12 protein-coding genes are annotated in these 17992 nt (G+C 70.6%); 7 read left to right on the top strand and 5 right to left on the bottom strand.

The features are described 5' to 3' along the window. The first annotated feature begins 25 nt into the window (after positions 1 to 25). Entirely contained in the window at positions 26 to 775 is a 750-nt protein-coding gene (locus tag Cba03nite_RS19965; RefSeq protein WP_239125895.1) for a winged helix-turn-helix transcriptional regulator, read from the top strand. Between the two features lie 112 nt (positions 776 to 887). On the opposite strand, the gene Cba03nite_RS19960 is transcribed toward Cba03nite_RS19965, so the two are convergent. The 4 genes from Cba03nite_RS19960 to Cba03nite_RS19945 all read right to left on the bottom strand — a co-directional run bounded on the left by Cba03nite_RS19960 (position 888) and on the right by Cba03nite_RS19945 (position 8180). After that, the gene (locus Cba03nite_RS19960; RefSeq protein ID WP_239125894.1) at positions 888 to 2285 is read right to left on the bottom strand and encodes an alkaline phosphatase PhoX; all 1398 of its coding nucleotides are present in this window, start codon (positions 2283 to 2285) and stop codon (positions 888 to 890) included. A gap of 114 nt (positions 2286 to 2399) precedes the next feature. Further along, positions 2400 to 3305 (bottom strand): phosphotransferase family protein, encoded by a 906-nt coding sequence (locus tag Cba03nite_RS19955; RefSeq protein ID WP_203748285.1) that lies wholly within the window; start codon positions 3303 to 3305, stop codon positions 2400 to 2402. Positions 3306 to 3334: 29 nt separating this feature from the next. Next, complete coding sequence (locus Cba03nite_RS19950; protein WP_203748283.1) at positions 3335 to 4579, bottom strand: low temperature requirement protein A; 1245 nt, start codon at positions 4577 to 4579, stop codon at positions 3335 to 3337. Between the two features lie 169 nt (positions 4580 to 4748). Continuing rightward, positions 4749 to 8180 (bottom strand): ThuA domain-containing protein, encoded by a 3432-nt coding sequence (locus Cba03nite_RS19945; protein ID WP_239125893.1) that lies wholly within the window; start codon positions 8178 to 8180, stop codon positions 4749 to 4751. 118 nt (positions 8181 to 8298) lie between these two features. On the opposite strand from Cba03nite_RS19945, the gene Cba03nite_RS19940 reads away from it, so the two are divergent. Beyond that, positions 8299 to 8883 carry a hypothetical protein gene (locus Cba03nite_RS19940; protein WP_203748281.1) on the top strand — a complete coding sequence of 195 codons (585 nt, stop codon included), beginning with the start codon at positions 8299 to 8301 and terminating at the stop codon, positions 8881 to 8883. Positions 8884 to 8947: 64 nt separating this feature from the next. On the opposite strand, the gene Cba03nite_RS19935 is transcribed toward Cba03nite_RS19940, so the two are convergent. Then, on the bottom strand, positions 8948 to 12181 hold the full coding sequence (locus Cba03nite_RS19935) for a CHAP domain-containing protein (protein ID WP_203748279.1): 3234 nt from the start codon (positions 12179 to 12181) through the stop codon (positions 8948 to 8950). 363 nt (positions 12182 to 12544) lie between these two features. On the opposite strand from Cba03nite_RS19935, the gene Cba03nite_RS19930 reads away from it, so the two are divergent. The 5 genes from Cba03nite_RS19930 to Cba03nite_RS19910 all read left to right on the top strand — a co-directional run bounded on the left by Cba03nite_RS19930 (position 12545) and on the right by Cba03nite_RS19910 (position 17970). Next, positions 12545 to 13834: an ABC transporter substrate-binding protein gene (locus Cba03nite_RS19930; protein ID WP_203748277.1), complete on the top strand. Its 1290-nt coding sequence runs from the start codon at positions 12545 to 12547 to the stop codon at positions 13832 to 13834. A gap of 39 nt (positions 13835 to 13873) precedes the next feature. Further along, positions 13874 to 14824, top strand: coding sequence for a carbohydrate ABC transporter permease (locus tag Cba03nite_RS19925; RefSeq protein ID WP_239125892.1), 951 nt, complete (start codon positions 13874 to 13876; stop codon positions 14822 to 14824). Continuing rightward, positions 14821 to 15681, top strand: a complete 861-nt coding sequence (locus tag Cba03nite_RS19920) for a carbohydrate ABC transporter permease (RefSeq protein WP_203748275.1) — start codon at positions 14821 to 14823, stop codon at positions 15679 to 15681. Before Cba03nite_RS19925 ends, Cba03nite_RS19920 begins: the two co-directional genes overlap by 4 nt. After that, positions 15678 to 16256, top strand: a complete 579-nt coding sequence (locus tag Cba03nite_RS19915) for a hypothetical protein (RefSeq protein WP_203748272.1) — start codon at positions 15678 to 15680, stop codon at positions 16254 to 16256. The genes Cba03nite_RS19920 and Cba03nite_RS19915 overlap by 4 nt, the downstream gene beginning before the upstream one ends. Positions 16257 to 16506: 250 nt before the next feature. After that, positions 16507 to 17970 carry an alpha-N-arabinofuranosidase gene (locus Cba03nite_RS19910; RefSeq protein ID WP_203748269.1) on the top strand — a complete coding sequence of 488 codons (1464 nt, stop codon included), beginning with the start codon at positions 16507 to 16509 and terminating at the stop codon, positions 17968 to 17970. Positions 17971 to 17992: the final 22 nt, after the last annotated feature.

The following is a 17992-nucleotide window of genomic DNA, read 5'->3' as shown; positions in this document are numbered from 1 at the left end:
CGTTCGCGAACGACGGAGGCGAGCCATGGAAATCCTGCTCCTGGTCACCGCACGCGCCGGTGAGCCATCGGCCGTCCTGCCCGCGATCGACCTGCTCCCGCACACCGTGCGCACCGCCCCCCGCGACGTGCGCACCCTGGTCTCGGCGTCCACCCCCGACGCGGTCCTGGTCGACGCGCGTTCGGAGCTGTCCGAGGCCCGCGCCACGTGCCGGATGCTGCACGCCACCGGGATCGGCGTGCCGCTGATCGCGGTCGTCACCGAGGCGGGTCTGGTCGCCGTCAACGCCGACTGGGGCGTGGACGACGTGATCCTGGCCGGTGCCGGACCGGCCGAGGTCGAGGCGCGGCTGCGCCTGGCGACCGGACGGCTGAACTCGGCGGCCGCGGCGGCCGGCGGCCTGATCCGCGGTGGCGAGCTGACCATCGACCCGGACACCTACGCGGCGAAGCTCAAGGGACGGCACCTCGATCTCACCTACAAGGAGTTCGAGCTGCTGAAGTTCCTCGCGCAGCACCCGGGCCGGGTGTTCTCCCGCGACCAGCTGCTGCGCGAGGTGTGGGGTTACGACTACTTCGGCGGCACCCGCACCGTGGACGTGCACGTGCGGCGCCTGCGCGCCAAGCTCGGCTCGGAGTACGAGGCGATGATCGGCACGGTGCGCCAGGTCGGCTACAAGTTCGTGCTGCCGTCCTCGCGCCCGCAGCACTCCGACGACGCCGCCGAGTCCAGCCTCGCCGACGCGCTGCTGGTGGACCTCAACCTGGCCGGCTGACCGGACGTACGGACGTCTGACGGGCCCGCCCTCATCGGGGGTGGGCCCGTCCGTTGTTCGTCCTCCCCGTCTGACAGTCAGTTCGAAGTACGGCACCCGCCGGCCTTGCGGATCAGCACCGCCACGGTCCGGTGATCGCGAACACCAGACCCGGTGACTGGATGGCCGCGAACAGGATGCGGCCGTCCTGGCTGAAGACCGGGCCGGCGAACTCGCCCTCGCCGGTCTCGTTGCGGGCCAGCGGGTAGGTGTGGCCGCGGCCGTTCACCCCGACCAGATGCGACAGTCCCGCGCCGTCCTCGGCGAGGATGACGCCGCCGTACGGCGACACGGTGATGTTGTCCGGACCGTCGTAGCCGCCCTCGGCCTTCGGATCCGGGTTCACCCCGAAAACCGTCTTGAGCTCGATGGTCTGCCGCCGTGGGTCGTGGAACCAGACCTGGCCGTCGTGCTCGGCGGCGGCGCCGTCGTCGAAGCGGGCGTAGCTGGACACGAAGTACGCGCCGCCGTCGCCCCACCACTGACCCTCCAGTTTGTGCGCCCGGGTGACCTGACCGTCGGCGAACTGCCTGCGCACCGAGGTGTCGGCCGCGAGCCGGTCGGGCACGTCCACCCAGGTCACCGGGAAGACGGTGCCCGGCGCGGCGGCCTCGGACAGGTCGCCGACGGGCACCCCGTCGCGCCACGCGCGCAGCGCCTGCAGGCGTCCCGCGGTGTCGCCGCCCTTGCTCAGCGCCAGCCCGCGCAGCGCGCCCCGGCCGCCCCGGTACCCCTGCGGCGGCAGCCAGCGGAAGAAGAGGCCGTTCGGGGTGCGGGCGTCCTCGGTCAGGTAGATCGCGCCGGTACGGGGGTCGACGGCGACGGCTTCGTGGGCGTACCGGCCGAGGAATTTCAGCGGCACCGGGGCGGCGTTGGCGCCCGCGTCGAACGGGTCGACCTCGAAGACCCAGCCGTGGTCGTGCGCGAACGGTCCCTCGGCGCGCTGCTCGGTCTCCTCGCAGGTCAGCCAGGTGCCCCAGGGCGTGACGCCGCCGGCGCAGTTGTTGTGCGTGCCGGCCAGGCTCCCGTACTCGCGCAGCCGGCGGCCGCGGTGGTCGACGTCGATGGTGGTGGTGCCGCCGTACGCGCCCGGATCGAAGGTCAGGCCCTTGAGCTGCGGCACGCCGAAGGGCTCGCCGCCGTCGATCTCGTGGTTGTTGACCAGGGCGAACCCGTGCCGGGCGGGGAAGCAGGCGGTGCCGTCGGGGTCGCTCGGCGTGGGTTCGCCCGAGGCCAGCACGGTCCGGCCGGACTCCGCGACGATCCGGTACGAGAAGCCCGCAGGCAGGGCGAGCAGGCCCGCGGGATCGGGCACGAGCGGGCCGTAGCCGGGTCCGGGCGCGCGCGCGTACGCGGGTCCGGCGATCACCTGGGCGCTGCCCGCCACGACGATGCCGAGCGCGCCCGCGCGCAGCAGGGCGCGGCGCGACAGCGGGGGCGTGTCCAGAGCTTCCGGCATCGATTCAGGCATGTCGATAAGTATGGACCGCTCGGCACCGCGAGGCGAGTCCGTGTCCGCAGGACTACCCGCGATCGGCCCTGACCTGCAACGCCGAGGTGGACCTCGACCGGAGCGGGCGCGCCCTCACGGCTCCGCACCGGGGAAGAGCCAGACCAGCGCGGCCAGGCTCTTGTCGAGGTACTCGCGGCGTCCCTGCTCGATCCCGTACGCCATGTCCTCCAGCACGCTGCACCTGGCGTAGAAGGCGGCGCGGCCGCTGAGGTCCCGGGCCGTGGCGGCCTCGGTGCGATAGCCGCGCAGGGCCGCGTGCAGCGCGTCGGGGCCGAGATCGCGGTACAGCAGCCCGAAGTCGTATGCGGGATCGCAGAGCGCGGCATCGCTCCAGTCGATGACACCGGTCACCGCCGAGCCGGTGTCATCGACGAGCACATGCTCGATGCCCAGGTCGTTGTGGGAGAAGGCGAGAGTGTGCGTTCCGTCGGCGGGCGGCGGAGCGTCCAGGAACGCCTCCACGGCCGGACGATAAGTCGGCGGCACCAGCGGCGCGACGTCCGCATACAGTTCGGCGGCCTCGTCGAGCCACCGTTGCAGCGGCTCGTCGTCGACGCCCACCAGCTCGGCGATCCGGTCGGTGGGCACGCTGTGCAGCGCGGCCAGGAACTCCCCGAGCGCGGCGGCGACAACGATGCCGCTCGCCACGCGCTGCGCGATCGGCAGCCCGATCAGGGGCCGGCCGTCGAGCTTGTGGTACGCCAGGCAGCCCTGCTCGGCGACCGTGAAGGCCGGCGTGGGAACGGGCACGGGGGAGACGTCCGCGACGACGGCGAGCAACCCGGCTTCGGCGTTCACCCTCTTGATCCGGGCGCCGGGGTCCGGCTCCTTGGCGAACCTTACGATCAGCTCGCCGTTGACCTCGTACGCGACGTTGTCCGCGCCTTCGCCGAGCAGCGCCACCGTGCCGACCGGGTAGCCGGGCAGCTGCTCGGTGACGATGCCGCAGACCTCGGCTGTGCGGTCGTGGTAGGTCATGGCCCGACGTTAACGCCTCGCCGCGAGCACTACACCTCGGCCGCCGCCGGACCTTGGCCTGGTTCATCGTGGCCACCGGCGCGCCCGCGGGGCAGCCGCAGCAGCGGCAGGGGCCGGCCGGTACGCACGATCCAGATCTCGAACCCGTTGAGCGCGAGCAGCACCGCGACCAGCAGGGCGGCGGTGACCGCGATCGGGAGCAGCCCAGCCGCGGCGGCCACGGCGCAGCAGGCAGCGGCGGCGGTCACCCGCTGCACGGTCGCCGCGCCGAACATGCGCCAGCGGGCGTAGCAGAACCCCCACAGGTACAGCGCGACACCGGGTGCCAGCAGCAGCTCGGGCAGGCTGTGCGGCGTGTCGAAGGGGTGGCCGAGCAGCTTCTTCAGCCCGACCGCGACCAGCACGATGGCCACCACGTAGCCGAGGTGCGCGTAGCTGAACACGTCGGTGACGATGCGGGACTGCGCGGGCGTGTGCTCCAGGCTGTGCCGCACCGCGGGCGCGCCGAAGTGGAAGTACGTCCACCACAGCAGCACGATGAGCGTGAACGCGAGCGCCAGCGCCACCAGTTCCGGCGTCCCCAGCAGGCCCGCGGCGGCCTGGTTGCCGGTGGCCACCACGGTCTCGCCCAGCGCGATGATCAGCACCAGGCCGAACCGCTCGGGCAGGTGCGCGGTCTCGAACCGCAGCTCGGCCAGCCGCCGCCGCAGCAGCCGCGGGCTGCTCAGCTCGATGAGCGCCGCGGTCACCCACAGCGCGGTCTGCCACGTGCCGCCCAGCACGGCGCCCGCCAGGTACAGCGGGGCGCTGACGAACAGCGCGACCGCGAACGGCTCCAGCGCGAGCCGCCGTGACACGCCGGGCAGCGCGCCGCGCACGGCCCAGAGCACCAGCCGCAGCACGGTGTAGGCGACGGCGAACAGGATCGCGCGGTCCCCGTACGCCTGCCCGATCGCCACCGACACCAGCAGGCCGCAGCCGGCGGCGCCGAACAGCACCATCCGGCCGGATGCCCGGTCGACCCGGCTGCCGGCCAGGTTCGCCACCAGGGTCGTGCCGACCCAGCCCCACCACAGCGGCAGGAACAGCAGCACCGTGCGGGCGGCCTCGCCGGCGCTGTGCGCCCCGGCCAGGGTCGTGGTGATCTGGGTGATCGCGAAGACCCAGATCAGGTCGAAGAACAGCTCCGCCCACGCGACCCGCTGCTCCTCATGGGCGACCGGTGCGGTCGGGGTGTCGGTGGGGGCGGCTGGGGCGAGCGGCGGGTGGGTCACGTGACTCCTCGTGATGACGGCTGCTCGCCGACGCTATGTGTACGCGGTGCGCCGGACAAGTGGTTACCCACCACATCGGAGCTTGGTCACTGCGCCTGCGGCACCTCCTTCGTCTACCAGACCCCCGTTGCGCTGGTCCGGGCCCGGTCTGGTCCGGGCCCGGTCCGGTCTAGTTCACGGTGATGATCACGCTGCTGGACTGGGTGGCGCCCGCGCTGTCGGTCAGAGTGAGCCACGCGGTGTAGACGCCCTTGCGGGTGTACACGTGGCTGGCCGTGGCGGCGTGCACCGTGGCGGTGTTGTCGCCGAAGCGCCACTCGCGGTCCACGATGGTGCGCCCTGGCGGGGCCGTGGACGTGCTGGTGAAGTTGACGGTCAGCGGCCCGGTGCCGGTGGTGGGCGTGGCGCTGGTCGTCAGCGTCGCGCCGGATTCGGCCTTCACACCGCGGCCGTTGAAGCGCAGCCAGTCCAGGGCCATGATGTCGGGGTCGCCGGTCTGCCCTGACTTCACGAACTTCAGGTACAGCGTGAAGGTGCCGCCCGGGTTGGTCAGCGCGACGGTCGGCGACACCACGGAGTCGTAGCTGCCGGTGACCGGGATCGTCGCCGTGCCGAGCAGCGGGCCGGTGGGGGAGCCGTTGCGGAACTCGATCGTGCCGCCGGTGCCCGCGGAGCTCGCGCCGACCACGACCCCGCTGATGTTCTGCAGGTTGACCGGCCCGATGTTGATCCAGTCCCCGTTGTCGAGGTCGCCGAGCCGCCTGCCCGCCTGCGCCGTCGCCCGGTCGAACACGGTCACCCCGGACTGGGCGTCGAAGTGCTCGGCCTCCATGCTGCGGGTCTGCAACTCGACCTGCAGCGAGCCGACCAGGGCCGGTGCGCCGGCCGCGCCCCCGTCGGTGTACTGCGCGCTGATCAGGGTGAACAGGTTGGTGCCGGGGCCGTGCCCGTCGCCGCCGCCGGACTCGGTGACCAGCGTGCCGGAGCAGCCGACGTAGTTGTCCAGCGGGTGGGCGTGCGAGTCGTGCCCGAGCAGCGTCTGCACCACGACCCGGTTGCAGTCGATGGCGGTGTCCTCCGGGTCGGTGACGGTGACCGTGTACGGGATGCGGTCGCCGAACTCGAAGAACCCGCCCTGCGGCACGTTGATGGTGACGGTCGGGCGGGTGTTGCCGACGGTGATCTCGGTGCTGGCCACGGCGGTCAGCCCGGCCGCGCCGGTGACGGTCAGCCGGGCGCTGAACCGGCCCTTGGCGGTGTACGTGTACGACGGGTTGGCGGCGGTGGAGTCGACGGTGCCGTTGCCGTCGAAGTCCCACGCGTAGCTGCTCGCCCCGATCGATCCGGCGCTGGAGAAGGTCACGGCCAGCGGCGCCGGGCCGTTGTCCCGGCTTGCGGTGATCTTCGCGGTGGGCGGCACGCCGTTGGCCACGTAGTCGATGCGGTAGATGCCCGCGCCCTCGTTGGAGCCGCCGCGCCCGCTGCCGGACCCGGCCCCGAAGTCGATGACGTACAGCGACCCGTCGGGCCCGAACTCGGCCTCGAACGGCTGGATCCAGCTCATGCCCGCGAAGATGCCGTTGATCGACTGCAGCGCGCCGGGCGTGGTCGGGCCGAAGCGCGGGTCGGTGAACGTCTGCCCGGTCTGGTGGATGGACAGCGTCTTCCACCACTGGCGGGTCAGCTCGTAGACGATCCACTTGCCCTCGAAGTACTCCGGGAACTTCGAGATGCGCGGGTTGGCGGGGTCGTAGTCGTAGACGGGGCCGCCCATCGGGCCACCGCCACCGGTGCCGACCTCGGGGAACTGGGCCGAGGCGGAGTAGGCGTACCAGACCAGCGCGCTGCGGGCGGCCGGCAGGTTCGTCAGGCCGGTGTTGTTGGGGGAGTTGTTGACCGGCGCGGCGCAGTTGAACTTCGCCCCGGAGGTGCTGGTGGCGAAGTTGTAGTCGTTGAAGGGGATGTTGTTGCCGATGCAGTACGGCCAGCCGTAGTTGCCGGCGCTGGTGAGCCGGTTGAACTCGACCGTGCCCTCGGGACCGCGGTTGGCGTTGGCGGCTGTCGCGTCGGGGCCGTAGTCGGCGACCAGCACGGCGTTGGACAGCGGGTCGACGGTGATCCGGAACGGGTTGCGGAAGCCCATCGCGTACACCTCGGGCCTGGTCTTGGCCGTGCCCGGCGCGAACAGGTTGCCCGCCGGGACGGTGTAGGTGCCGTCGGCCTGCGGGCGGATGCGCAGGATCTTGCCGCGCAGGTCGTTGGTGTTGCCGGAGGTGCCCTGGGCGTCGAACGCGCGCCGCCCCGCCCGCTCGTCGATCGGGGTGTACCCGCCGGATTCGAACGGGTCGGTGTTGTCGCCGATCGCGGCGTACAGGTTGCCGTCCCTGCCCATGGCGATGGAGCCGCCCATGTGCGAGTTGGCGCGGGCCTCGCCGCGCAGCGTCGGGATGGTCAGCAGCCGCTTCTCCGAGCTGAGCGCGATGGTGTTCCCGCTGACGGTGAACCGGGACAGGTTCAGCTGGTTCAGGGTCTTGTCCGACCACAGCAGGTAGAGCCAGTTGTTGGTGGCGAAGTTGTTGTCCAGGGTCAGCCCCAGCAGCCCGTCGGACTGGCTGGTCTGGGTGGGCGTGTACGCGAAGTCGATCAGCGTGGTGACCGCCAGCGTGGCCTGGTCGATGACCTTCACGGCACCGGTGCGCTGGATGTAGAACACGCGCCGGTCGGGCGCCACGGCCAGCTCGAACGGGTCGGCCAGGTCCTCGCTGACCAGCGGGACGCGCTGGAACTGCCCGTTCTGGGTGGCGCTGCAGTCACCGGCGACCGCACCCGCCGCCCACTCGATGCCCCAGCGCAGGTGGTCCAGGAACAGCGCGTTGCTGAACGCCGAGCTGCTGTGCCCGCCCGCGGTGAACCAGGACCGGCCGCCGTCGTAGTTCTGGCACCACGAGTACGCGTGGTCGACGCCCTCGTCCAGGCCGGAGATGCCGTCGCGGACCTTGATCTGCGCGAGGGTGTGCACCCGGCCGGTCGGGTTGGTCTTCCAGTTGTACCACTCCTCGCTGTGTTCCCACAGCTCAGGCAGGTTGCGGGTGGACGGGTGGGCACGGTCGAGCACCTTGATCCGCCCGGGGAACACCCCGCCGGTCGCGGTGAAGTCCGGGTGGTAGTCGAAGATCGTGCCGACCAGGCCGTCGTACCAGGTCCAGTCGCGCTCGCTGGCCGACGCGGCGTGCAGCCCCGCCCAGCCTCCGCCGTTACGGATGAAGTTCTGCAGGGCGAGCCGCTGCGCGGCGTTGAGCAGGGCGCCCGAGGCCGGCGTGGAGTTGGTGTTGTTGAAGACCAGCGCGTCGAAGCGGGCCAGGTTGGCGTCGGTGAACGCGGCGGCGTCGGTGGTCGCCTCGACCTCGAAGTTGTGCGCGGCGCCGAGCTGCTGCACGGCGGCGACCCCGGCGGGGATCGAGTCGTGGTAGAAGTTCGTGACCTTGGAGAAGACCAGCACCCGGAATCGGGGCGCGGCGGACGCGGGCGCGGCCACGGATGCGGACAGCACCAGGGCGGCGAGGGTGACGATGGCGGGCAGGATGCTTCGGCGGCGGCTCATGCGGGCGCTCCCGGGCGGGGGACATGCGGGCAGGGAAAACGCGTGCTGGTTCGCCGAAGGGCCACATCGTAAATCGGCAATGACCGATGCGTCAACGAGGGCCCTAGACTCACGTCTCATGGCAGACGACATACCGATCGAGGACCGTGAGGGCCGCGTCGGAGGCATCGAGTCCATGGTGGTCGACGGGCGCAGGTGGTTCTTCGGGTTCGACTACAGCATGGACACGGCGGTCTCACCGCTGATCGACGACCCGGCGCGGATGGCGCGGTTCGCGAGCGAGCACATGCTGCAGATGGACGGCGCGCACGACGTCGCGTACTGGCGCGACCTGGTCGACTCGTCCTTCGAGCTGTCCGGCATCGTGGGTGAGGACGAGGACCGGACCTATGACAGCGAGACGCTCGCGGCGGAGCGGCTGACGCCCGGCACGCAGCTCATCTATCTGATGGGCGCGGCGACGGCCTGGGACGACTCGTTCTTCGCCGACGACACGGTGCAGGCCGCGCTGGTCACGATCGGCGTGCCCGAGCCGGAGCGCGACGAGTGGGACTGCCTCGACCGGTGCGTCGCCGCCACGCGCTCGCCCGACGCCGAGGTGAGCCGGGCGGCCAAGCACCTCATGACGTCCTACCAGCGCTTCGTCTTCGGCAACCTGCCGGCGAACTGGCCCGAGGTCTTCGCCGCCCTGCGGCCGAGCTGATCGCGAACGCCCGGGTCTCGGGAACCGGCCGTATGGCGGTCGGCTGCCGAGACCCGGGCGCCGGTCACCAGAACGTGTCGGGATACCCGTAGTCACGGCTGGCGGAGACGGGCGAGTCCCACTTCACGCCGTCGAACCGGTCGCAGAGCGCCTGGTTGCCCTGGCCCACCCGGCGGCAGTAGGAGGTCGTGCCGTCCGCGTTGACCAGCCAGGCCCGGTCGGTGCTGATGCCCCAGTCGTCGGGTGGGGAGTTCACCGACACCCATCCGCCGGATCTGCCGACGTTGCACACCAGGAACTGGGACACCTGGTCACCGGCCCGGCCGCAGACCGCCGTGCCGTCCTTGGTGGGCAGGTAGGCGCGGTTCTCGGCGTATCCGAGATCGAACCGCGGCGACATCGTCGAGGTCCACTGCGTGCCGTCGAACCTGTCGCAGAGGACCTGGTCACCGGCGCCCACCCGGCGGCAGTAGGACACGGTGCCGTCGGCGTTGGTGAGCCAGGTCCGGTCGGTGCTGTACCCCCAGTCGTTGGGCGCCGAGGTCGCCATCGTCCAGCCGGTGGCCTTCTTCACGTTGCAGACGAGGAACTGCGACGCCTGGTCGCCTGCCCGTCCGCAGATCGCGGGTCCGTCCTTGGTGCTGAGGTAGGCACGGTTCTCGGCGTAGCCGAGGTCGGTGCGCGGTGAGGTGGATGACGTCCACTGCGTGCCGTCGAAGCGGTCGCAGAGGACCTGGTCGCCGAGGCCGACGCGGCGGCAGTAGGACACGGTGCCGTCGGCGTTGGTGAGCCAGACTCGGTCGGTGCTGTATCCCCAGTCCGTGCGCGGCGAGGATGACGAGATCCAGCCGCCGGCGGTGCGTACGGTGCAGACAAGGGTCTGCCAGTTTTGGTCACCGGCGCGGGCGCAGACGGCCGGGCCGTCCTTGGTGCTCAGATACGCCCGGTTCTCGGGGTAGCCGAGGTCGGTCTGCGGCGAGGTGGACGAGGTCCAGGCGGCGCCGTCGAAGCGGTCGCACGTTGCCTGGTTGCCGCTGTTGACCCGGCGGCAGTAGGAGACGGTGCCGTCGGCGTTGGTGAGCCAGACACGGTCGGTGCTGTAGCCCCAGTCGACGCGGGGCGAGGACGACGACACCCATCCGCCGGTCGTCCGCACGTTGCAGACGAGGCTCTGCCAGTTCTGGTCCCCTGCCCGGCCGCAGATCGCGGGTCCGTCCTTGGTGCTCAGGTACGCACGGTTCTCGGGGTAGCCCAGGTCGATGTTGCCCGACAGCGGCGAGTCCCAGCGCGTGCCGTCGAACCTGTCGCACAGGCCCTGGTGGCCCTGACCGACGCGGCGGCAGTAGGACACCGTGCCGTCGGCGTTGGTCAGCCAAGCCCGGTCTGCCGCGTACCCCCAGTCGTCGGGCGGCGAGGACACCGTCACCCATCCGGTGGCCTTCCAGACCGTGCACGTCAGGAACTGTGCCGTCTGGTCCCCGGCCCTGCCGCACACCGCCGGGCCGTCCTTGGTGCTCAGGTAGGCGCGGTTGTCCGGGTAGCCGAGGTCCGTCTGCGGCGACGTGGACGAGCTCCAGTCGGTGCCGTCGAAGCGGTCGCACCTGGCCTGGTTGCCGTTGTTGACGCGGCGGCAGTAGGAGACGGTGCCGTCGGCGTTGGTCAGCCACGCCCGGTCCGCCGCGTACCCCCAGTCCCCGATCGCAGAGGTGGCCGTCACCCAGCCGGAGGGCTTCCACACGGTGCAGACCAGGGCCTGCGCGTTCTGGTCGCCTGCCCGGCCGCAGACCGCCGGGCCGTCCTTGGTCGGCAGGTACGCCCGGTTGTCGTGGTAGGCGAGGTCGGTCTGCGGCGACGTGGACGAGGTCCAGTCGGTGCCGTCGAAGCGGTCGCACCTGGCCTGGTCGCCGTTGTTGACGCGGCGGCAGTAGGACACGGTGCCGTCGGTGTTGGTCAGCCAGGACCGGTCGGTGTCGTAGCCCCAGTCACCGGCGGCGGAGGCGACCGTCGACCATCCGGACGTCTTCCACACCGTGCAGACGAGCGTCTGGGCAGTCTGGTCACCCGCCCGGGCGCAGATCGCAGGTCCGTCCTTGGTGCTCAGGTACGCCCGGTTCTCGTGGTAGCCGAGATCGGTCTGCGGGGAAGTGGAGGAGGTCCAGGCAGTGCCGTCGAAACGGTCGCATGTCGCCTGGTTGCCGTTGTTGACCCGGCGGCAGTAGGAGACCGTGCCGTCGGCGTTGACCAGCCAGGACCGGTCGGTCGCGTAACCCCAGTCCGTGGCCGGCGAGTACGACGCGGTCCAGCCGGTGGCCTTGCGCACGTTGCAGACGAGCAGCTTCGTGGTCTCGTCACCGGCCCGTCCGCACATGGCAGGCCCGTCCTTCGTCGACAGGAACGCCCGGTCGGCCGCCTCGGCCGTGGTCTGCACGTAGCGGGTGACCGGCGACGACGGGCCGGAGTCGTTGCGCGCTACGACGGTGTACGTGTACGCCTGCCCCGCCGACACCCCGATGTCCAGGAAAGTGGTGCCGCCGGTCGACGCGACCTGGACACCGTCGCGGTAGACGCGGTACTCCGTCGCGCCCGCTGCCGAGCCCCAGCGCAGGTTGACACGGCTGCCATGGATGAGCGTGTCGATGCCGGAGGAGATCTGACCCGGGGGCTGCTGTCCGCCGCCGCCGGAGTTCGCGTGCAGCCAGCCGGTGACGTTGCCGCCGACGACGCGGTTGGTCACCGTGATGCTGCGCGAACCCGACGCCGAGCTGTTCTGCTCCATGACCGTGATCGTGCCCGTGCCGGACCCGTTGAGGCTGGTGCCGGTGACCACCGCGGTGTGCCCGTAGGCGTTGGTGGCGGTGGCGGACATGCTGACGATGTCGCCGGGCGACGGAGTCGAGGACCCCGAGTTGTTCACCTTGGCGAGCAGGGTGCCCGGATAGTTGTTGACGACGTCCTTGCCGTTGGCGCCGTACGGGGCGATGCCGTGGACGAGGTACAGGTAGCGCATCACGAGTTCGACGCACTGCCACTCGTACTCGCCCCAGGCGCCCGGGAAGAAGCGCACCAGGCGCTCGTTGTTGTTCATGGTCGTGCCGCACGCCTTGACGCCGTTGTACGACGCGCCCAGCGCGTAGGAGCCGGGATGGTTGTTCACGTTGCAGTCGCCGCTCCACCAGGACGGCGTCGGCGCTGCCGCGGTGGCCGGCTGCCCGACGGCCACGATGCCGGCGGCCAGCAGCAGGCCGAGCAGTGAGGTCAGGATGCGGGCGGCCGCCGCCGTAGTCCGCTTGGTCCTCATCGGATGGTCCTGCGCCGACATGTTCGATAAATGGGCATCTTCCTCATCGCGTCTCCTTCAGCCGACGGTGATCGGCGAAGGACCGGACGCCCACGCCGACACATCGGTGCTGACGGACGGTGCGGATGGAGCTTCGATGCCGCAACCCGGGCCGTCCGGTCGCCGCCGGCCGGGCTGCCGAGCGGTGATGCAGGTCATCGCGTCGGACGTCGTTGATTGAAACGATTTATGTCCCTTCCGGAGTCTCTTGCGTAACACATAGGTGTTCATTAGTGTGGGCCAGCAAGCGCTTTCCGGGCGGAGTGCCAGTGGTTCGGCTCGGCGGCTGCCTAGGCGGCCGCGCGTCCAGAAGGGACACTCTTAATGAAACGATTCAAGGTCGCGATGGCTGCCGTCGCGAGCGCGGCGCTCCTGCTCGCCGGATGCGGCGGTGACCCGGAGGGGCCCAGCGCCGACTTCGATCCGAACGCACCGGTCACCCTCGACCTGGCGTTCTGGGGCAACGACACGCGCGCGGGCTTCTACAAGAACGCGATCGCGAAGTTCAACGAGAAGTACCCGAACATCACCGTCAACTCGACGTTCCTGCCCTTCCCGGAGTTCTGGGAGAAGCGCCAGATCGAGGCGGCGGGCCGTGACCTGCCGGACGTGATGCAGTTCGACTACGCCTACCTGCGCCAATACTCGCAGAACAAGCTGCTGCTCGACCTGAAGCCGTACTTCGGCAAGCAGCTCAAGACCGACGGGTTCACCGAGTCCACGCTGGGCATCGGCGTCGTGAACGGCGTGACGACGGCGCTGCCGATCGGCACCAACGCGTGGGCGATGTTCACCAACACCGCCCTGGTCGGCAAGTCGGGCGAGGCCGCGTACGCGGGCGGCACGTCGTGGGACGAGTACACGGCTTGGATGGGCTCGGTCGCGAAGGGCGGCGGCGGCAAGGTCTGGGGCGGCACCGACCCGACCGGCCGCATCCAGAACTTCGAGATCACCCTGCGGGCCGACGGCAAGGGCCTGTTCGACGACGCGGGCGCGCCGCAGTTCACCAAGGAGGACCTGGCCGCGTTCTGGAACCGGGGCGCGCAGCTGCGGGCCACCGGCGCGACGATCCCGACCAAGCGCCTGCTGGAGGTCGCGCCGAAGTCCGGCTTCGGTGCGGGCCTGACGGCCAGCGAGCTGACCTGGGACAACTTCGGCGCCGGCTATGCCGGTGACCTGGGCGTCGACGCGAGCGGCTTGGCGCTGACCGCCCCGCCGGTGACCAAGGCCGGCGCGAAGGACCTGTACCTGAAGCCGTCGATGCTGCACGCCATCGCGGCCAACACCGACCACCCGGAGGCGTCGGCGCTGCTGGTGGACTTCCTGGTCAACAGCCAGGAGGCGGGTGCCGTGTTCGGCACCAACCGGGGCCTGCCGGCGTCGGCGACGCACCTGGCCGGGGTGAAGCTCGACCCGCTGTCGCAGAAGATCCTCGACTACGAGAAGTCGATCAACGACCGGCTCGGCCAGGCGCCGCCCGTCCCCGTCGTGGGCTACGGCTCGATCGAGGAGAAGTTCCGGCAGCTGGGCGAGGAGCTGGGCCTGGGCACGGTGACCGTCGAGCAGGCGGTGGACCAGTTCTTCAGCGAGATGGACACGATCCTCAAGAAGTAGGCACGCGCACCCCGCCGGACCCGACCGAGTGGAGATCAAGTGGCAACTCCTGTGGGGACGCCGGTGGCGCGCGGCCCCGGCCGCACGGCAGACCGCCGTGCGGCCGGGCGGCGGGAGACGATGGCCGGGTACGGCTTCCTGGCCCCGTGGCTGGTGGGGTTCTTCGGCCTGACCGTCGGGCCGATGGCCGTCTCGCTGTATCTGGCGTTCACCCGCTACGACATCTTCACCCCGCCGGAGTGGGCCGGGTTCGCCAACTTCACCCGGATGTTCACCGACGATCCGATCTTCCTGCGCTCGGCGAAGGTGACCCTGGAGTACGTGCTCATCGGCACGCCGGTCAAGCTCGCCGCGGCGCTGGCGGTCGCGCTGCTGCTCAACTCGATCACGCGCGGCTCGGGGTTCTTCCGGTCGGCGTTCTACACGCCGAGCCTCATCGGAGCCAGCGTCTCCGTCGCGATCGTGTGGCGGGCGATGTTCGCCGGTGACGGCCCGGTGGACACCTCGCTGAAGTCCCTGGGTCTCGACCTGGGCGGCTGGGTCGGTGACGTCGACCTGGCCATACCCATGATGATCATTCTGGTGGTATGGCAGTTCGGCGCCCCGATGGTCATCTTCCTGGCGGGACTCAAGCAGGTCCCCACCGAGCTCTACGAGGCGGCGGAGGTGGACGGCGCCGGGCCGGTCCACAGGTTCTGGAAGGTGACCGTGCCGATGCTGTCGCCGGTCATCTTCTTCAACCTGCTGCTGGAGACCATCCACGCCTTCCAGGTGTTCGGGTCGGCGTTCATCATCTCCAACGGCTCGGGCGCCCCGGGCGGCCAGCTCAACTTCATCACGCTCTACATGTACAAGCGCGGCTTCGCCGACATGCAGATGGGCTACGCGGCGGCGATCGCCTGGATCGTGCTCGTCGCCGTCGCGATCATCGCGGCGATCATGTTCCGGAGCGCCCGGTCGTGGGTGTACTACGCGGGAGACCAGCGATGACCGCGATCGAGCACACCCGGCGGCGCGGCCTGGCGAGCACCATCGTGTGGTATCTGGCGCTGCTCCTGCTCGCCGCCGTCGTGCTCTACCCGCTCGTCTGGCTGCTGTCGGCCACCTTCAAGCCGTCGAGCGAGTTCGGCCGCAACAGCGGCCTGCTGCCGTGGGAGCCGACCCTGGACAACTACGTCCGGGTGTGGGACGGCATCGCCGGCATCCCGCTGTGGCGCTACGCCCTCAACTCGCTGATCGTGGCGTCGCTCGCGGTCGTCGGCACGCTGGGCTCCAGCGCGCTGGCCGCGTACGCCTTCGCGCGGGTCCCGTTCAAGGGCTCAGGGCTGTTCTTCGCGGCGATGATCGGCACGCTGCTGCTGCCGTTCCACGTGATCATCATCCCGCAGTACATCATCTTCAACCAGCTCGACCTGCTGGACACGTACGTTCCGCTGCTGATCGGCAAGTACCTCGGCACGGAGGCGTTCTTCGTGTTCCTCATGGTGCAGTTCATCCGGGGCATCCCGCGGGAGCTGGACGAGGCGGCCCGCATCGACGGCGCCGGGCACCCGCGCATCTTCCGGTCGATCATCCTGCCGCTGCTGCGCCCTGCACTGGTCACCGGCGGGATCTTCAGCTTCATCTGGACCTGGAACGACTTCCTCGGACCGCTGATCTACCTCACCTCGCCGGAGAACTACACCCTGCCGGTCGCGCTGCGCCTGTACAACGACGCGACGAGCACCTCCGACTACGGCGCCACGGTCGCCGCCTCACTGCTGTCCCTGATCCCGGTGCTGCTGTTCTTCCTCATCTTCCAGCGGCTGCTGATCCGGGGCGTCGCGACGCAGGGGCTGAAGGGATGAGGGCGCGGACGGCGTACGCCGGGGGATTCGCGCTGCTCGGCGAGGTGCTGCTGACCGGCGTCGCCGTCGCGCTGCTCGCCCTGCCGGTGCTGACGGCGCCGGCAGCGCTGGCCGCGGGGATCGGCCACCTGCGCCGGTACGTCGACGACCAGGCATCGCCACTTTCCGTGCTCTGGCGCGACGCGCGGGCCGCCGCGGCGGGCGGGGCGGCGGTCGCGCTGGCGGCACTGGCCGGTGCCGCCGCGGCGGTGTTCGCGATCGGGCTGGCGAGCGCCGACCCGACCCCGGCCGGCACCGTGATGGCGGCCGCAGGCTGGCTCGTCCTGGGCATCGTCGCGACCGCGGTGGTGATGGCGGCGGGGGAGTGGACCCGCGACGGCGGCTGGCTCGCCGCGGTCCGCGGGCTGCGCGACCAGCTCGACGCCGACCTGGGCGCGGCGCTGCACCTGCTCGTCGCGGTGGTGCTCACGGCCGTGCTGACCTGGCAGTCCCCGCTGCTGCTGGTGCCTTCCCTGGGTGTGCTGGCGTTCGCCGCCGTCGCCGTGCGGCGCCGCGCCCGTGGCCGGATGTCGTGAGCGCGCCGCGTGACCGGCGCTGCGCGGCGTGCTCTACGGCTACAGCCCGGAGCAGTGGCCGGCCGACGTTGCCGCCGTGCGTCGAGGCGGCCCGGCGGGGTGAGCTGGTCACGCTCGTCAACCACGGCGCCGATCCCGTTACGATCACCATCCGAGGCACCGACCTGCTCGCCCACACCGCCGTCGGCGAGATCGTCTTGCAGCCCGACGGCTTCGCCTTCGTCCGGCCGTCCCCGCCAGAGGAGTCACCATGATCACCATTGCGGAGGGCGCCCGGACGCACCGCATCGACCGGCGGATCTACGGCCAGTTCGCCGAGCACCTGGGCCGGTGCGTCTACGAGGGACTCTGGGTCGGCGAGGACTCACCCATCGCCAACCGCCACGGCATCCGATCCGACGTGGTGGCGGCGCTGCGCGCGATCAAAGTGCCGCTGGTCCGGTGGCCGGGCGGCTGCTTCGCCGACGAGTACCACTGGCAGCGCGGCATCGGGCCGGAGGCCGAGCGGTCCACCTCGATCAACACGCACTGGGGCGGGGTCGTGGAGACCAACGCCTTCGGCACCCACGAGTACTTCGAGTTGCTGCACCAGCTCGACGCGGAGGCGTACATCTCGGGCAACGTGGGCAGCGGCACCGTTGCGGAGATGCGGGACTGGGTCGAGTACATCACGCTCGACGGCACCTCGCCGATGGCCGACCTGCGCAAGCGGCACGGGCGCGAGCAGCCGTGGCGGCTGCCTTTCTTCGGCGTCGGCAACGAGAGCTGGGGCTGTGGCGGGCACATGACCCCGCTGCACTACGCCAACCACTACCGGCAGTATCAGACCTACGTCCGCCGGTACGGCGAGCTGCCGATCTACAAGATCGCGTGCGGCCCGAACGACGACGACTACGAGTGGACCGAGGTGCTGATGTCCACGGCCGCCCGGTTCATGGACGGGCTGAGCCTGCACTACTACACGCTCCCGAGCGGCAACTGGGACGCCAAGGGCTCGGCGACCGACTTCGGCGACGACGAGTGGCACGCCACGATCGCGCGTACCAGGAAGATGGCGACCCTGCTCGAACGCCACTCGGCCATCATGGACAAGCACGACCCGGACAAGCGGGTGGGGTTGATCGTCGACGAGTGGGGGACCTGGTACGACCCGACCCCGGGGACCAACCCCGGGTTTCTGGAGCAGCAGAACACGATCCGCGACGCGGTGGTCGCCGCGCTGAACTTCAACATGTTCCACCGGCACGCCGGCCGGGTGCGGATGACGAACATCGCACAGATGGTCAACGTCCTGCAGGCGATGCTGCTCACCGACGGCCCGCGCCTGGTCAGGACCCCGACCTACTGGGCGTTCGACCTCTACACCGACCACCACGACGCCTGGTTCGTCGACGCCCGCCCTGCTCCTGGCGACGCGCCCGGCAGGATCGGGACGCACGGCGAGTACACGGTGTCGTGGCGCGACGACGCGTACACCATCTCGGTGACCAACGCCGGTCTGGACGGTGATGTCAAAGCCGACGTCGAGCTGCCGCAGCGTGTCACCACCGTGCACCGCGCCCGGATCCTGTCTGCGGACAGCGCCACCAGCCACAACACCTTCGACGCGCCGGACACGGTGCGCCCCGTGGACTTGGACGGGTACCAGATCGAGGGATCGCGGCTGCGATTCACCGTGCCGGCCCGCAGCATCGTCACCGTGCGCGTCGGCTAGCGGCGCACAGGCCCCCACCCCG

The organism is Catellatospora bangladeshensis (assembly GCF_016862575.1).
Taxonomy (GTDB): domain Bacteria; phylum Actinomycetota; class Actinomycetes; order Mycobacteriales; family Micromonosporaceae; genus Catellatospora; species Catellatospora bangladeshensis.
This window is presented reverse-complemented; position numbering and strand designations above follow the sequence as displayed.

Excerpts from the sequence above, each read along its gene's own strand:
- Cba03nite_RS19930 (WP_203748277.1), top strand. The coding sequence starts at position 12,545 with ATGAAACGATTCAAGGTCGCGATGGCTGCCGTCGCGAGCGCGGCGCTC.
- Cba03nite_RS19965 (WP_239125895.1), top strand. The coding sequence starts at position 26 with ATGGAAATCCTGCTCCTGGTCACCGCACGCGCCGGTGAGCCATCGGCC.
- Cba03nite_RS19910 (WP_203748269.1), top strand. The coding sequence starts at position 16,507 with ATGATCACCATTGCGGAGGGCGCCCGGACGCACCGCATCGACCGGCGG.
- Cba03nite_RS19915 (WP_203748272.1), top strand. The coding sequence starts at position 15,678 with ATGAGGGCGCGGACGGCGTACGCCGGGGGATTCGCGCTGCTCGGCGAG.
- Cba03nite_RS19940 (WP_203748281.1), top strand. The coding sequence starts at position 8,299 with ATGGCAGACGACATACCGATCGAGGACCGTGAGGGCCGCGTCGGAGGC.
- Cba03nite_RS19960 (WP_239125894.1), bottom strand. The coding sequence starts at position 2,285 with ATGCCTGAATCGATGCCGGAAGCTCTGGACACGCCCCCGCTGTCGCGC.
- Cba03nite_RS19945 (WP_239125893.1), bottom strand. The coding sequence starts at position 8,180 with ATGAGCCGCCGCCGAAGCATCCTGCCCGCCATCGTCACCCTCGCCGCC.
- Cba03nite_RS19920 (WP_203748275.1), top strand. The coding sequence starts at position 14,821 with ATGACCGCGATCGAGCACACCCGGCGGCGCGGCCTGGCGAGCACCATC.
- Cba03nite_RS19935 (WP_203748279.1), bottom strand. The coding sequence starts at position 12,181 with ATGAGGACCAAGCGGACTACGGCGGCGGCCGCCCGCATCCTGACCTCA.
- Cba03nite_RS19955 (WP_203748285.1), bottom strand. The coding sequence starts at position 3,305 with ATGACCTACCACGACCGCACAGCCGAGGTCTGCGGCATCGTCACCGAG.